The 14,014-nt window shown below is 60.7% G+C and carries 14 protein-coding genes; 5 read left to right on the forward strand and 9 right to left on the reverse strand.

What is annotated here, in order from left to right:
- Window positions 1-91: 91 nt before the first annotated feature.
- From ccrA to ACR0J1_RS11490, 5 genes are all read left to right on the forward strand, one after another.
- Window positions 92-1,378 (forward strand): crotonyl-CoA carboxylase/reductase, encoded by a 1,287-nt coding sequence (ccrA, locus tag ACR0J1_RS11470; protein WP_480732952.1) that lies wholly within the window; start codon window positions 92-94, stop codon window positions 1,376-1,378.
- Between the two features lie 338 nt (window positions 1,379-1,716).
- Window positions 1,717-2,436: a helix-turn-helix transcriptional regulator gene (locus tag ACR0J1_RS11475; protein ID WP_480732953.1), complete on the forward strand. Its 720-nt coding sequence runs from the start codon at window positions 1,717-1,719 to the stop codon at window positions 2,434-2,436.
- A gap of 81 nt (window positions 2,437-2,517) precedes the next feature.
- Window positions 2,518-3,156 (forward strand): acyl-homoserine-lactone synthase, encoded by a 639-nt coding sequence (locus tag ACR0J1_RS11480; RefSeq protein WP_480732954.1) that lies wholly within the window; start codon window positions 2,518-2,520, stop codon window positions 3,154-3,156.
- Window positions 3,157-3,206: 50 nt separating this feature from the next.
- Entirely contained in the window at window positions 3,207-4,739 is a 1,533-nt protein-coding gene (locus ACR0J1_RS11485; protein ID WP_480732955.1) for an ATP-dependent DNA helicase, read from the forward strand.
- Window positions 4,736-5,464 (forward strand): SDR family oxidoreductase, encoded by a 729-nt coding sequence (locus ACR0J1_RS11490; protein WP_480732956.1) that lies wholly within the window; start codon window positions 4,736-4,738, stop codon window positions 5,462-5,464. The genes ACR0J1_RS11485 and ACR0J1_RS11490 overlap by 4 nt, the downstream gene beginning before the upstream one ends.
- Window positions 5,465-5,467: 3 nt before the next feature.
- Here the strand turns inward: ACR0J1_RS11490 and ACR0J1_RS11495 are convergent, their stop codons facing one another.
- From ACR0J1_RS11495 to ACR0J1_RS11535, 9 genes are all read right to left on the reverse strand, one after another.
- Window positions 5,468-6,232 (reverse strand): TIGR02186 family protein, encoded by a 765-nt coding sequence (locus ACR0J1_RS11495; RefSeq protein WP_480732957.1) that lies wholly within the window; start codon window positions 6,230-6,232, stop codon window positions 5,468-5,470.
- A 1-nt stretch (window position 6,233) separates the two neighbouring features.
- On the reverse strand, window positions 6,234-7,154 hold the full coding sequence (locus tag ACR0J1_RS11500; RefSeq protein ID WP_480732958.1) for a sulfite exporter TauE/SafE family protein: 921 nt from the start codon (window positions 7,152-7,154) through the stop codon (window positions 6,234-6,236).
- Window positions 7,155-7,381: 227 nt separating this feature from the next.
- On the reverse strand, window positions 7,382-8,392 hold the full coding sequence (locus ACR0J1_RS11505; protein WP_480732959.1) for an ABC transporter permease: 1,011 nt from the start codon (window positions 8,390-8,392) through the stop codon (window positions 7,382-7,384).
- Window positions 8,392-9,486, reverse strand: a complete 1,095-nt coding sequence (locus ACR0J1_RS11510) for an ABC transporter permease (RefSeq protein WP_480732960.1) — start codon at window positions 9,484-9,486, stop codon at window positions 8,392-8,394. The genes ACR0J1_RS11505 and ACR0J1_RS11510 overlap by 1 nt, the downstream gene beginning before the upstream one ends.
- A 1-nt stretch (window position 9,487) precedes the next feature.
- Entirely contained in the window at window positions 9,488-11,218 is a 1,731-nt protein-coding gene (locus tag ACR0J1_RS11515; protein WP_480732961.1) for an ABC transporter ATP-binding protein, read from the reverse strand.
- 88 nt (window positions 11,219-11,306) lie between these two features.
- A complete protein-coding gene (locus ACR0J1_RS11520; RefSeq protein ID WP_480732962.1) occupies window positions 11,307-12,305 on the reverse strand; it encodes a BMP family lipoprotein in 999 nt (332 codons plus the stop codon).
- Window positions 12,306-12,453: 148 nt separating this feature from the next.
- On the reverse strand, window positions 12,454-12,873 hold the full coding sequence (locus ACR0J1_RS11525; protein WP_480732963.1) for a GNAT family N-acetyltransferase: 420 nt from the start codon (window positions 12,871-12,873) through the stop codon (window positions 12,454-12,456).
- Entirely contained in the window at window positions 12,870-13,457 is a 588-nt protein-coding gene (tsaB, locus tag ACR0J1_RS11530) for a tRNA (adenosine(37)-N6)-threonylcarbamoyltransferase complex dimerization subunit type 1 TsaB (RefSeq protein WP_480732964.1), read from the reverse strand. The genes ACR0J1_RS11525 and tsaB overlap by 4 nt, the downstream gene beginning before the upstream one ends.
- Window positions 13,447-14,010: a NifU family protein gene (locus ACR0J1_RS11535; RefSeq protein ID WP_480732965.1), complete on the reverse strand. Its 564-nt coding sequence runs from the start codon at window positions 14,008-14,010 to the stop codon at window positions 13,447-13,449. The genes tsaB and ACR0J1_RS11535 overlap by 11 nt, the downstream gene beginning before the upstream one ends.
- Window positions 14,011-14,014: the final 4 nt, after the last annotated feature.

Consider the following 14,014-nt stretch of genomic DNA (forward strand, 5'->3'; position numbering starts at 1 on the left):
AATGGTTGCAATATTTCTTTTTGACCAATATCCCATCTAAGGAAGGCCGCGATTCTGCGGCGCGGCAATGGATGAGTTAAAGGAGGCCAGCATGGCTTTGGACGTCGACAGTGGCATCGCGTCGTATGAGGCGCCGGAAAAAGACCTCTATGAGATGGGAGAGATCCCTCCGATGGGATACGTCCCAAAGCAAATGTATGCGTGGGCCATCCGCAAGGAACGTCATGGCGAGCCGGACACCGCGATGCAGCTTGAGGTGGTCGACGTGCCCAAGCTGGACAGCCATGAGGTGCTGGTGCTGGTGATGGCTGCGGGCGTCAATTATAACGGCGTCTGGGCGTCTCTGGGCAAGCCGATCAGCCCCTTTGATGGCCATGGTCAGCCGTTCCACATCGCCGGATCGGACGCCTCAGGCATTGTCTGGGCCGTGGGTGAAAAGGTCACGCGCTGGAAAGTCGGCGACGAGGTCGTGATCCACTGCAATCAGGATGATGGCGACGATGAACACTGCAATGGCGGCGATCCGATGTATTCGGACAGCCAGCGCATCTGGGGCTATGAAACGCCGGATGGCTCTTTCGCCCAGTTTACCAATGTGCAGGCCCAGCAGTTGATGCCGCGCCCGAAACATCTGACCTGGGAAGAAAGCGCCTGCTACACGCTGACGCTGGCCACCGCCTATCGGATGCTGTTCGGGCACGAACCGCATGACCTGAAACCCGGTCAGAACGTGCTGGTCTGGGGCGCATCGGGTGGTCTGGGGTCGTATGCGATCCAGTTGATCAACACGGCGGGTGCCAATGCGATCGGTGTGATCTCGGACGAAAGCAAGCGCGACTTTGTCATGGGGCTGGGGGCAAAGGGCGTTCTGAACCGCAAGGATTTCAACTGCTGGGGGCAACTGCCCACGGTGAACACGCCGGAATATGCAGAGTGGTTCAAAGAGGCCCGTAAATTCGGCAAGGCGATCTGGGACATCACTGGCAAGGGTGTGAACGTCGATATGGTGTTCGAACACCCCGGCGAAAGCACCTTCCCCGTCTCGACCTTCGTGGTGAAGAAGGGTGGCATGGTTGTCATTTGCGCTGGCACCACCGGCTATAACCTGACCTTCGATGTGCGTTATATGTGGATGCACCAGAAGCGCCTGCAGGGCTCGCATTTTGCGCATCTCAAGCAGGCGGCCTCGGCCAACAAGCTGATGGTCGAACGGCGGCTGGACCCGTGTATGTCCGAAGTGTTCACTTGGAAGGAACTGCCCGAGGCGCATATGAAGATGATGCGGAATGAGCACAAGCCCGGCAATATGTCGGTTCTTGTTCAGGCGCCGCATACCGGAATGCGGACATTGGAAGAGGTGCTGGCCGCCCGAGGCTGACGCCAATTCGCGTCAAAGACACCCGCACTACGCCGCGGCGTAGTGCGGGTGTTTTACATTCAAGGGCCTACGTGTCGCGATCCCGCTATTTCTGGGGGGTAGAAAGCAGCGAGTAGGCCAAAATAGCGCACTCATGCTATGGTTGTGTTAACCCTTCGTTAACTATTTCGGGGACACCCTGATGGCGCAAAATGAGTGGATACTGGACGTGTTGTCGGACCTCAACGCCTTTGCGGTGGCGAACGGGTTGACCGCCCTTGCCGAGCAGCTTGACGACACAAGACTGATCGCTGCGGCCGAGATCGCGTCCTTGAAGGATGAGGCTTGCGCGCCGGCGAATGGCAACACAATTCGATTTGAGCCAGATCCTCGGGGATTTGGAAAACACCAGCACGCTTGAAGAGCTGACAAGCGTCTCGGTCCAATTGCGGGACCGGCTGCAGATTGATCACATTACCTATCACTGGGTTGACGGAGCGGGGGACCAATATGGGTTCACCACCTACCCCGATGAATGGGATGAACGCTATCGCTACAGAAATTACCATCGCATTGATCCCGTCATTCTGGGCTGTTTTCAGCGGTTCCATGCGGTGGACTGGAAGCAGCTGAACTGGTCCGGCAAGGCGGCGCGCGCTTTTCTCGAGGATGCGCTGGCCCATGGGGTTGGCAGTCAGGGGTATTCGATCCCTCTGCGCGGTCCCAGCGGGCAGTTTGCGCTGTTTACGGTGAACCACAGTTGCGATGACGCTGCATGGCAGAAGTTCATCGCGACCTATGGACGAGACCTGATCCTCGTGGCGCATTTCCTGAACCGCAAGGCGCTGGAGTTTGCCAAGGACCGGCAACCGGAAACCACGCGGGGGCTGTCGCCTCGTGAGATTGATGCGATGACGCTGCTGGCGCTGGGTTACAGCCGGGCGCAGGTGGCGCATTCGCTTTCGATCTCGGAGCACACCTTGCGGGCCTATATTGAAAGCGCGCGCGCCAAGCTGGGCGCGCAGAATACGACTCATGCCATCGCAACCGCTCTCAGCCGAGGCTTAATAGTCGTTTAACGACCGTACGTTGCTCTCACGGTAAGTTAACCACGTGTTCGTACCCCTTTCGTTCCAAGCGGACGACAAGGGGAACACGTCATGTTGCGTTATCTGTATGCGGACGAGCTGCATAAATTTCCGGATCTGGCCCGGGGGATGTTTCGGGACCGGGCCGATCAGTTCAAGACCCGGCTGGGCTGGGATGTTAAGGTCAATGGAGAGGGCGAGGAGCGGGACCAATATGACGACCTCAACCCGCTCTATGTGATCTGGGAAGAGGCGGATGGCAGCCATGGTGGCTCGATGCGCATCTTGCCGACCACTGGGCCGGTGATGGTGAACGAGGTGTTCGGCCATCTGACCGGCGGCAGCCCGATCTGCAGTCCGATGATTTGGGAGGTGACGCGCTTTTGCCTGTCACGCACCGCTAGCGCCCATACGGCCGGGGCCATCATGCTCAGCGGCGGCGAGGTGATGGAGGGGTTTGGCCTGACCCATATCGCCGGCGTCTTTGATGCGCGCATGATCCGGATCTACCGCATGATCGGGTCATCCCCGGTAGTGCTGGGTTCGGAAGGGTCCGGCCGGGATCAGATATCGGTGGGCCTGTGGCCTTATTCAGCAGACGATTGCAACCGCGTCGCGGCCCGTGCGGGCATCCCGCGCGAGTTGTCTCGGCTGTGGTTCAAGACCGCCTTTGGCAGCGGCGCGCAGCATCGGTTTGCATTGTCGGCCTAAATCGCATTCGGTGTCTGGTGGCGGGCGGCGCGTCCCTGTAGGGTCGCGCCATGTCCTTGCCCCAAGTCACCTTTTCCGAAGATCAGGCCGCCGCTTTCGACAACATTGCCGAGATGCTGCGCAGCGCTGGTGTCGACCTTCACGACGATGCCTTGCTGAAGCTGCCGGGCGGGGGGCAATCGGGTGTCATGGCCGTGATCGGCAAGGCGGGGTCGGGCAAAACCCTGCTGCTGGCCGAGCTTTACAAGGCGTTGGCTGAATCCGGGGTCAACCTGATCTCGGGCGATTTCGAAAGCCGTAAATCGCGCGACAAACGCAGCCTTGCGATCCTTGCGCCGACCAACAAGGCGGCCAGCGTGTTGCGCCTGCGCGGGGTGCCCGCAACGACCATTCACCGCATTCTTTATACCCCGGTCTACGACCCGGAATATGAGCGCATCGCCGAGTGGCTGGCGGGCAATGATGAACGCCCCGAGATCGAGGGCCTGACCGACGAGGCGCTGGATCGGGCCGCGGCCTTCTATGCCAACAACAAATCTATCCCCGGCGCGCTGGCCGCTGCCGGATTGCGAGGGTCTGATTTCATCACCGGCTGGAAACGGCGCGAGGAGCCTCTGGATATTGGCTTTGTCGATGAGGCCTCGATGCTGGATGACCGGCAGTTCGAGGATTTGAAAGAGATATTCCCGACGCTGCTGCTGTTCGGCGACCCGGCGCAGCTGGCGCCTGTGAATCAATCCGGGTCGATGGTGTTCGATACCCTGCCCGAGCCGCGCAAGCAGATCTTGCATCGGGTCCATCGGCAGACGGCGGACAACCCGATTCTGGACCTTGCCCATGCGCTGTCTGATCCGGCGATGGGATTTGAGGATTTCGAACGTCTGATCGGGGACACCGCCCGCAAGGATGACCGCGTGGTCTGGGGCCAGCGGGTCGAGGTCGATCTGATGGCCCGCAGCCCGGTTCTGGTCTGGCGCAACGCCACTCGGATTCGCCTGATTCAGGCCTTCCGCAACGTCCATGGCGCGCCCGAGACCGAGTTGCTGGAGGGCGAGCCGCTGATTTGCGACGGTATCGAACTGCCCTTGAAACATCGCAAGAAACGGCTGGACCTTGAGGCGCGCGGCCTGATCAAGGGCGCGCAGGTCATCTATCTGGGTCCCGGGCGCAAGCCGGGTTTCTCGCGCCTGCATGTGATGGGGGCCGAAGACCCGCAGGTCAGTGCGGCCTCGATTGTGCAGATTGAAAAGCCGGACGAAGAGGAACCCTTCATCCCCTATGCCGCCCGCATGGGGGCGACGTTCCTGCATGGCGCGGCTGTTACTATCCACAAGGCGCAGGGGTCGCAATGGGACACGGTTCAGGTGTTTGCCCCCGATATCTACGCCGCCGCCCGCATGGGTCGGACCGAAGCGGGGCAGCCGCTGTGGAAACGTCTGGCCTATGTCGCCATCACGCGTGCGCAAGAGCGGCTGATCTGGGTGGTACGCAATCGGCTGTCGAAGCCGACGCACCCGCTGCGTGTCGATGACCTACGGGCTGTCGCCGCGCCATCGCTGACATTGGAGGCCGAAGAGACATGAAAACGATCATCGTCACCGGGGCAAGCTCGGGCATTGGCCGGGCGACGGCCGAGCTGTTTCTGGCTGAAGGCTGGTGCGTCGGCCTGCTGGCGCGTAGCGCCGACAAGCTGCACGCGATGGCCGAGGGGTGGGACAATGCGATCCCGCTGGTTGCGGATGTGACGGACCCGGATGCGGTCAGCCGCGCCTTCCTGACGTTCACGGCACAGGCCGGTCGGCTGGATGTCCTGTTCAACAATGCGGGTATCTTTGCGCCCGGTGGCACAATTGACGAGATCGCGCTGGAGGACTGGTTCAGCTCGGTCAATGTGAACTTGAACGGGATGTTCCTGTGTGCTCGTGCGGCCTTTGCTGCGATGCGGGCGCAGCAACCGCAGGGTGGGCGGATCATCAACAACGGTTCGATTGCGGCCCATGTGCCGCGTCCCAACTCGGTGCATTATTCGGCAACCAAACACGCCATTACAGGGCTGACGCGCAGCCTGTCGCTGGATGGGCGCGCGTTTGGCATCGCTTGCGGTCAGATCGATATTGGCAATGCACGCACGCCGATGGTGCAGGCTCTGGTCGACAGCACCATCGCAGCGGGGCGCACACCCGACCCGACCATGGATGTTGCTGACGCGGCGCGGTCGGTGTTGCACATGGCGCAGTTGCCGTCCGAGACGAATGTGCAGTTCATGACCGTGATGGCCACGACTATGCCCTATATCGGTCGGGGATAGCGGTTAGTTTTCGCGCAGAAGCCGGAACGCCGTCGACGCGCCCCAGCCGGCTGCAATGGCGATGGCCAGCGACATCAGCCCGTACCAGATCGGCTGCTCGCGGGACATATTATACAGGAACCGTTCCAGCCCGACTTTGCGCACATCGATCGAGGTCTCGAACGTGGACACGACATTGCCACCACGGGTCAGGAAGATGCGGGCGGTATAGTCGCCCTCGGTCAGGTCCGATGGCATGTCGATCGAGGTCCGGAATAGGGTCTGCTCATCGACCGCGACGGTGTTTTCGCGGATCGAATATAGCCCTTCAGTCTCGCGGATGCGAATGACGGCGGCTGCGAAGTCCTGCGCGCTTTCAATGCTCATATCCGCGCCTACCGAACGGATGGCGCGTTCGACGGACACTTTGTACCGCAGGTCTTCGGTGTTGGTCAGGACCTCACCGAACGGTGCGCTGGTGGCGACCGCGTAAAAGCTGGGGGCCAGATCAACGACCAGACTGTCGGTGTTGACCCAGATGCCGAACTTCTTTTCCTTGCGCCGCACGGTGACGGGTTCCGAGGGGCCGACAACCGAGACGATCACCTCAAGCGGCGGGCCTTCGGGGATCGGCGCTTGACGTTTGACCGCACCGAAGACCAGAATTTCCGAGCCGTCGAAATTGGCGGTGATCGAAACACGGTCTTGAGACAGCCCCAGAACAACCTGTTCCTCGGCGGCGTAAACCGGCAGGCAGATCAGGCAGAGGGCGGCGATCAGGCGCAACATCTCAGTGCCCCCCCGCGTCGCCCAGCGAATACAGTTCCGCCGGTTGCAGCAGCAGGTCCAGCGCCAGCTTACCGCAGACCACCAGCACCAAGGCGGCCAGCAGAACCCGCAGCTGTTCCGCTGGCATCCGGGCACCAATCACCGTTCCGATCTGCGCGCCGACCACGCCGCCGACCAACAGCAGAACCGCCAGAACCACGTCGACCGTGTAGTTCGTTGTGGCGTGCAGCATGGTGGTAAATGCGGTGACAAAGATGATCTGAAACAGCGAGGTTCCGACCACCACCTTGGTGGGCATTCCCAGCAGGTAGATCATTGCAGGCACCATGATGAAGCCGCCACCGACACCCATGATGGCCGACAGGATGCCAACGAACAGACCCACAATGACCGGGGGAATGACGGAGATATAGAGGCCCGAGGTCCGGAACCGCATCTTGAACGGCATCGCGTGAATCCAGCCGCGCTGACGACGCTTTGGCGGGGTGCCGCCACCTTTGCGGGACTTGCGCAGCGCGTTCAGGCTTTCGACAAACATCAGGCTGCCGATGACGCCCAGAAAGACCACATAACAAAGCTTGACCAGCAGATCGACCTGCCCGAGGCTTTTGAGATAGTTGAACAGGACCACACCCAGCGCGGCCCCGATCAGACCTCCGATCAGCAGTACCGTTCCCATCTTCAGATCGACCGTTCGCCGCCTGAAATGAGCCAGTACGCCCGAGAAAGACGAGGCGACGATCTGGTTGGCTTCGGTCGCAACCGCAACCGCAGGCGGGATGCCGATGAAGAACAAAAGCGGCGTCATCAGAAAGCCGCCGCCGACCCCGAACATGCCCGATAAGATCCCCACCATGCCACCCAGCCCAAACAGCAGAAACGCGTTCACGGAGACTTCGGCAATCGGGAGGTATATCTGCATGGCTTCTTCTAAACGGGACAGGCCGCGCCGCGCGACGCGGCAGGACCGGTGATAACGTAAAACTCAACAGGCGTAGCACGCGCAACAACTTGGGCGGTTGATGCCGGGGCTGCGAAGCTGTGGCGGGGCATGTCCATACCCCCTTAGAGCGGTTGCGGCATACAAAATCAACTCTGTATGCCGCTTTGCAGCAAACAGGACTGCAGGGCAGTCCTGAACTGGCCTTATCAGCGCTCTTTCACGTAAGGTTCACCCCCGGCGCGCGGCGGTACGGCCTTGCCCACGAACCCGGCCAGAATCACCACGGTCAGGATATAGGGCAGGGCGTCCATCACCTGCACCGGGATCACCACGCCGCCCAGATCAATGTTCTGGAAACGCAGGGCAACGGCTTGCAGCAGACCGAACAGCAGGCAGGCCCACATGGCGTGCCATGGCCGCCATTTCGCAAAGATCAGCGCGGCCAGTGCGATGAACCCGCGCCCGGCTGTCATCTCTTTCACGAACCCGGCTTGCAGGGCGGTGGCCAGATAGGCCCCGGCGATGCCGCACAGAATACCGCAGATCGCCACAGCCGCGTAACGCAGACCGACGACCGAGACACCGGCAGTGTCGACGGCTGCCGGGTTCTCACCCACCGCGCGCAGGCGCAGGCCAAAACGGGTGCGGAACAGAATCCACCACGTCAGCGGCACCATCAGGAAGGCCACATAGACCAGAACAGAATGACCCGAGAGCAACTCGGAATAGACCATATGCAGGGTGTTGGCCTCGGACATCAGCTGGGACACCGGTTGCCCTGTCAGCTCGGCGTCCTCGGGGCCGATGGCATAGGGGAACTCGGCCGACTCAAACCGCCCGCCGCCAAACAGGGATGGCGTGCGCCCACCTTGCTGGAACCAGCTTTGGGCGACCAGCACGGTCATCCCGGAGGCGAGGAAGTTGATTGCCACGCCCGAGATCAGCTGATTGCCCCGGAATGTAATCGAGGCAAACCCGTGCAGCGCCGACAGGACCAGCGAGGCCGCTATGCCCGCCAGCAGGCCCAGCCAGACTGAACCCGTGACGGCGGCGACCGCCGCCGAGAAGAAGGCTGACATCAGCATCTTGCCCTCAAGCCCGATATCGAAGATGCCGGCGCGTTCAGAATAAAGCCCCGCCAGACAGGCCAGCAGAAGGGGCGTGGCCAGACGGATAGTGGAATCCAGAACCTGGATGAGAGTCAGGAAGATATCCATCAGGCAGACCCCTTCCGCAGAGCCAGGAACAGCTTTTCAAGCGGCATCCGCACCATATTGTCCAGCGCTCCGGTAAACAGGATCACCAGTGCCTGAATAACCACGATCAACTCACGCGGGATTGAGGTCCAGAGCGCCAGTTCGGCACCCCCTTGGTAAAGGAACCCGAACAGGATCGCGGCCAGAAACACGCCAAACGGGTGGGATCGCCCCATCAGCGCCACGGCGATGCCGATAAACCCGGCCCCTTCGGTCGAGTTCAGGACCAGCCGTTCTGCCTCGCCCATCACGTTGTTGATGGCCATCAGACCGGCCAGCGCGCCCGAGATCAGCATGGCGATGATGGTGATCCGGACCGGTGAGATACCGGCATAGACCGCCCCGGTCTCTGAATGACCATAGGCGCGGATCTCATAGCCCAATCGGGTGCGCCAGATCAGCGCCCAGACCACGACACAGGCAAGGATCGCCACGAAGAACGAGATATTCGCAGGCGCGCCGCGGAACATCACGTTCTCGGCGGTTGAAAACATTGACTGGAATGTGGGCAGATGCACCGCTTCGGGGAAGCGCGCGGTGGCGGGGTCTTGCGAACCTTGCGGGCGCATGACGTTGACCAGCATGTAGTTCAGGAAAGCTGCCGCAATAAAGTTGAACATGATCGTCGTGATCACGATATGGCTGCCCCGTTTGGCCTGCAGATAGGCCGGGATGGCGGCCCATGCCGCACCAAAGATCATCGACGCGGCGCATGCAGCCAGCAGGGCGATGGTCCAGTGCGGCCAAGGGACGGACAGGCAGACGATGGCGACGCCCAACCCCCCCAGCATGGCCTGCCCTTCGCCACCGATGTTGAACAGGCGCGCATGAAAGGCCACCGCCACGGCCAACCCGGTGAAGATGAAATTGGTCGCGTAGTAGAGCGTATATCCCCAACCATAGGTCGAGCCCAACGCGCCTGTGACCATTAGGTTAACCGCCTCGATCGGGTCTTCTCCGATCGCGAGGATGACGAGTGCCGAGAGAATTGTGGCCAACAGCAGGCTGATCAGCGGGATCAGCACCACATCGGCCCATTTGGGCATTTTTTCCATCTTACGCGGCCTCTCCCGCAACACCGGCCATCAGCAGGCCCAGTTCCTTTTCATCCGTCTCGGCGGGCAGGCGCTCGCCCATTATATGTCCGTCGAACATCACAGCGATCCGGTCAGACAGCGAGAAGATCTCTTCCAACTCGACCGAGACCAGCAGGATCGCCTTGCCCTGATCGCGCAGGGCGACGATTTGTTTATGAATGAACTCGATGGCTCCGATATCTACGCCGCGCGTGGGTTGGCCCACCAATAGCAGATCGGGATTGCGCTCGATCTCACGCGCCACAACGATCTTTTGCTGGTTGCCGCCGGAAAAGCTTTTGGCGGTCAGCCAGCCATTCGGGGGGCGCACGTCGAACTTTTCGATCTTGGCATCGGTGTCGGCGCGAATAGCAGAGTTGTCCATGAATAGACCGCGTTGGTAAGCAGGGTCGCGATGGTAACCGAACGCCACATTTTCCCACGCGTGGAAATCCATGATCAGACCTTCGCGTTGTCGGTCTTCGGGGACGTGCCCGATGCCTAGCTTACGGCGTTCGGACGCAAAGGTCTTTGCAAAGTGCTTTGGGGACAAGAAGAAAGCCCAGAATGTAATGAACAAGGCGCCAGCGAATTGCCCCAATTCGTAGACACCTACAGAAAAATCATCCGGCGCGAAAAACGCAGCGACTATGAAACTCGCAACTATTCCTGATATCCAATCTTGAATCGAAGAAGTCTTTGATTTTTTATCTTTCTTTTCGCCTTTTTTTCTTTTGTCACTGAGCTTGATGGGTTCGCCCTTGAAACAAACTTTGCCGGTTCCTTCGCACATACCGCCCAGAACCTCGAGCAATTCCGATTGCCCGTTCCCGGCCACCCCGGCGATGCCCACGATCTCGCCTGCGCGGACCGTCAGGTCGATGCCTTTGACACGCTCGACCCCGGCGGAATCGGTGACACGCAGGTTTTCGATCTCCAGCACCGGTTTGCCCGGCTGTGCGGGCACCTTGTCGACCTGCAGCAGCACTTTGCGGCCGACCATCAGTTCGGCCAGTTCCTGCGGGTTGGTATCAGCGGTTTTTACGGTCGCAGTCATCTCACCGCGCCGCATCACCGAAACCGTATCGGTGTTTTCCATGATCTCGCGCAGCTTGTGGGTGATCACGATGATGGTCTTGCCCTCGGACCGCAGTCGGTCGAGGATGCGGAACAGCTGATCCGCCTCGGCAGGGGTTAGTACGCCGGTGGGTTCGTCGAGGATCAGAATCTCGGCCTTGCGGTAGAGAGCCTTGAGGATCTCGACCCGCTGCTGCATGCCGACGCCGATCTCGTCGATGCGCTTGTCGGGGTCGACGAACAGCTCGTATTCTTCTTCCAGCGCTTTCAATTCTTTGCGCGCCTTGGCCAGCGAGGGGGCCAGCAGCCCGCCATCTTCGGCACCTAGAACGATGTTTTCCAGAACGGTGAAATTTTCGACCAGTTTGAAATGCTGAAACACCATCCCGATGCCCGAGGCGATGGCCGCCTGGCTGTCAGGGATGTCGGTCTTTGATCCGTTGATCCAGATCTCACCTTTGTCGGCCTTGTAAAAGCCGTAGAGGATGCTCATCAACGTGGATTTGCCCGCACCGTTTTCACCGATGATCCCGTGGATCGTTCCGGGGGCGACGCTGATGGAAATGTCTTTGTTAGCCTGAACCGGCCCAAAGGCTTTGGAAATCCCTTTGAGCTCAATGGCGGGGACGGTCATGTCTTGTCCTCAACTGCCGAAAGGGCCGCGCTGCGTGTCGCGGCAGAGTGGATGCAGGGCGGAGGCCATACCCCCGCCCCGCGTGATATCAGAACTGCAGCGCCGGGCAGCTGTCGTTCTCGTAGTAGCTGACAACTGATACGTTGCCGTCGATGATGTCCTGACGGGCCTTGTCGACCGCGGCTTTCATGTCATCCGAAACAAGCGAAGCGTTGTTGTCGTCTATCGCAAAGCCTACGCCATCCTCGGCCAGCCCCATGACGAAGACGCCGGTTTCGACGTCTTCACCCGCGCTCATCGCTTCGTAAACGGCAACGTCCACACGCTTCAGCATCGAGGTCAGAACCTTGCCCGGATGCAGGTGGTTCTGGTTGCTGTCGACGCCGATGGACAGGATGCCTTCGTCTGCAGCGGTCTGCAGCACGCCAACACCGGTGCCGCCCGCCGCGGCGTAGACAACATCAGCGCCCTGGCTGATCTGCGCCTTTGTCAGCTCCGATCCCTTCACGGGGTCGTTCCACGCCGCGGGTGTCGTGCCGGTCATGTTGGCAACCACGTTGATATCGGGGTTCACCGCCTTTGCACCTTGTGCGTAACCGCAGCCAAAGTGACGGATCAGCGGAACATCCATACCGCCGATAAAGCCAACAGTGCCCGATTTCGACGCCATCGCGGCCATCATGCCGACCAGATACGATCCCTCATGTTCGGCAAAGCCCACCTGGCGCACATTCGGGGCGTCCAGCCATGTCACATCGACCACAACAAAAGTGGTGTCAGGATAGTCCGGCGCAACGGCGCTGAGCGGATCGGCCATGCCAAAGCCCATGGTGATGATCGGGTTCGATCCTGCCTCGGCGAACCGGCGCAGAGCCTGTTCGCGCTGGGCTTCGGATTGCATTTCGATCTCGCGGTAGGTCCCGCCTGTTTCCTCGGCCCAGCGTGACGCACCGGTATGTGCGGCTTCGTTGAACGACTTGTCGAACTTGCCACCCAGATCGAAGATCAGGGCCGGTTCGGCGAGGGCCGCGCCAGCTGTCAGTGCGACCGCTGCTGCGGCGCCCATCAAGGATTTCATAAGGGTCATGTGATACTCCCGTTGGCTATTATCGGTCCGGGGCGGAAACGCCCCATCACCCACTCAGAGCGAGCATACCTGTTGTGATGGCGGGAATTAAGTCTGTTTGCAACAGCTTCGGTCAACTGAATATTGATCGTACGGTCAAAAAAACGGTCTATTTCCCGCTCAGGTGGCATTCCATGACGATAGCATCCACGTTGGGGCCGTTTTCGCGCCGATAATACGCGCGGCGCGTTGCGCAGGGCGCATATCCGGTTGCACGGTATAGCGCGAGGGCCGGGTCGTTATCGGCGGCGACTTCAAGAAAGGCGCGCGCCGCACCAAGGGTGCGCGCCATTTCGTGCCATTCCGTCATGATCTGCCGGGCCAGCCCCTGTCGTTGACAGGCGGGGTGAGTCGCAATGGTCAGCAATTCGGCCTCATCCGCGATCACCTGAAACAGCGCAAAGCACCGATTGTCGCCGGCCAGATGGGTGAACGGCCCGGCCAGAAGATCCGAGAATTCCGCAGCGCTCCACGGGCGCGACTGGGTGAAGGCGGCCGCATGGGTATGGGCTAGGTCCTCGGGTGTCATTCGTCCAGCAGAACCGGCGGCACGTCCCGGGATGGTGCGGCATCCGCAGGCCGAACGTAAAACGGGGCAGGTGGGGTCTGTGTCGTTGCGTAGCGGCGCGCCGTCAGCTGGGCAATCGCGCCTGCCTGTCTGGCAGGATCATCGTTCAGGAACAGGGGGCCGAGCAATTCGGCCTCGGCGCATGTGATCAGGCGTGGCGTGTCATCTGGCTGCACGTAGACCTGATCGCGTGGTGCGGGGATTGCCGGGATCTGGCCCGGCTCTGCCAGTTCGGCCAGCGCATCGAACCCCGAGACGCCAACTGCCGGAACCCCCAGCCCCAGCGCCAGACCGCGCGCGGCGGAGACCGAGATTCGGATACCGGTGAAATTGCCCGGGCCGATGCCCACGCCAATCGCATCGAGGTCCTGCCAGTTGAGCCCGTTCCGGTTCAACAGCTCTTCGAGCAGGGGCATGAGCCTCTCGGCCTGCCCGCGGGTCATGGGTTCAGCAACAGAATCGACGATCCGGTCGCCGCATAGCAAAGCGGCCGCGCAATGCGCGGCCGATGTGTCAAATGCCAGAATCGTCGGGTCAGACCGCAACAGGGCGCACCTCGGTCACCTCGGGGATGTAGTGGCGCAGCAGGTTTTCGATGCCCATTTTCAGCGTGAGCGTCGAGGACGGACAGCCTGCGCAGGCACCCTGCATATGCAGATAGACGACGCCGCGATCAAAGCCGTGGAAGGTGATGTCACCACCATCCTGAGCCACCGCAGGGCGCACCCGGCTGTCCAGCAGGTCTTTGATCTGGTTTACGATTTCGGCGTCCTCACCGGTATGCTCGGCATGACCCGAGGCGGTTTCGGCACCGGCCCCCATGACGGGCTGTCCGGATTGGTAATGCTCCATCACAGCGCCGAGGATCGCGGGCTTGATGTGGTCCCACTGAACGTCGTCAGCTTTCGTGACGGTGACAAAATCATTGCCAAAGAACACGCCGGTCACACCGCTCACCCCGAAGATCCGCAGGGCCAGTGGGGACTTCTCGGCTGTCTCAGCACTTGGGAAATCAGCGGTGCCGGCTTCCAGAACCGTCTGGCCGGGCAGGAATTTCAGCGTGGCCGGGTTGGGTGTGGATTCGGTTTGGATGAACATGACG

The organism is Ruegeria sp. CJ3 (assembly GCF_056536725.1).

What these genes read in the sequence shown, in the direction of transcription:
- ccrA (WP_480732952.1), top strand. Translation starts at nt 92, where the DNA reads ATGGCTTTGGACGTCGACAGTGGCATCGCGTCGTATGAGGCGCCGGAA.
- ACR0J1_RS11475 (WP_480732953.1), top strand. Translation starts at nt 1,717, where the DNA reads ATGGCAACACAATTCGATTTGAGCCAGATCCTCGGGGATTTGGAAAAC.
- ACR0J1_RS11480 (WP_480732954.1), top strand. Translation starts at nt 2,518, where the DNA reads ATGTTGCGTTATCTGTATGCGGACGAGCTGCATAAATTTCCGGATCTG.
- ACR0J1_RS11485 (WP_480732955.1), top strand. Translation starts at nt 3,207, where the DNA reads ATGTCCTTGCCCCAAGTCACCTTTTCCGAAGATCAGGCCGCCGCTTTC.
- ACR0J1_RS11490 (WP_480732956.1), top strand. Translation starts at nt 4,736, where the DNA reads ATGAAAACGATCATCGTCACCGGGGCAAGCTCGGGCATTGGCCGGGCG.
- ACR0J1_RS11495 (WP_480732957.1), bottom strand. Translation starts at nt 6,232, where the DNA reads ATGTTGCGCCTGATCGCCGCCCTCTGCCTGATCTGCCTGCCGGTTTAC.
- ACR0J1_RS11500 (WP_480732958.1), bottom strand. Translation starts at nt 7,154, where the DNA reads ATGCAGATATACCTCCCGATTGCCGAAGTCTCCGTGAACGCGTTTCTG.
- ACR0J1_RS11505 (WP_480732959.1), bottom strand. Translation starts at nt 8,392, where the DNA reads ATGGATATCTTCCTGACTCTCATCCAGGTTCTGGATTCCACTATCCGT.
- ACR0J1_RS11510 (WP_480732960.1), bottom strand. Translation starts at nt 9,486, where the DNA reads ATGGAAAAAATGCCCAAATGGGCCGATGTGGTGCTGATCCCGCTGATC.
- ACR0J1_RS11515 (WP_480732961.1), bottom strand. Translation starts at nt 11,218, where the DNA reads ATGACCGTCCCCGCCATTGAGCTCAAAGGGATTTCCAAAGCCTTTGGG.
- ACR0J1_RS11520 (WP_480732962.1), bottom strand. Translation starts at nt 12,305, where the DNA reads ATGACCCTTATGAAATCCTTGATGGGCGCCGCAGCAGCGGTCGCACTG.
- ACR0J1_RS11525 (WP_480732963.1), bottom strand. Translation starts at nt 12,873, where the DNA reads ATGACACCCGAGGACCTAGCCCATACCCATGCGGCCGCCTTCACCCAG.
- ACR0J1_RS11535 (WP_480732965.1), bottom strand. Translation starts at nt 14,010, where the DNA reads ATGTTCATCCAAACCGAATCCACACCCAACCCGGCCACGCTGAAATTC.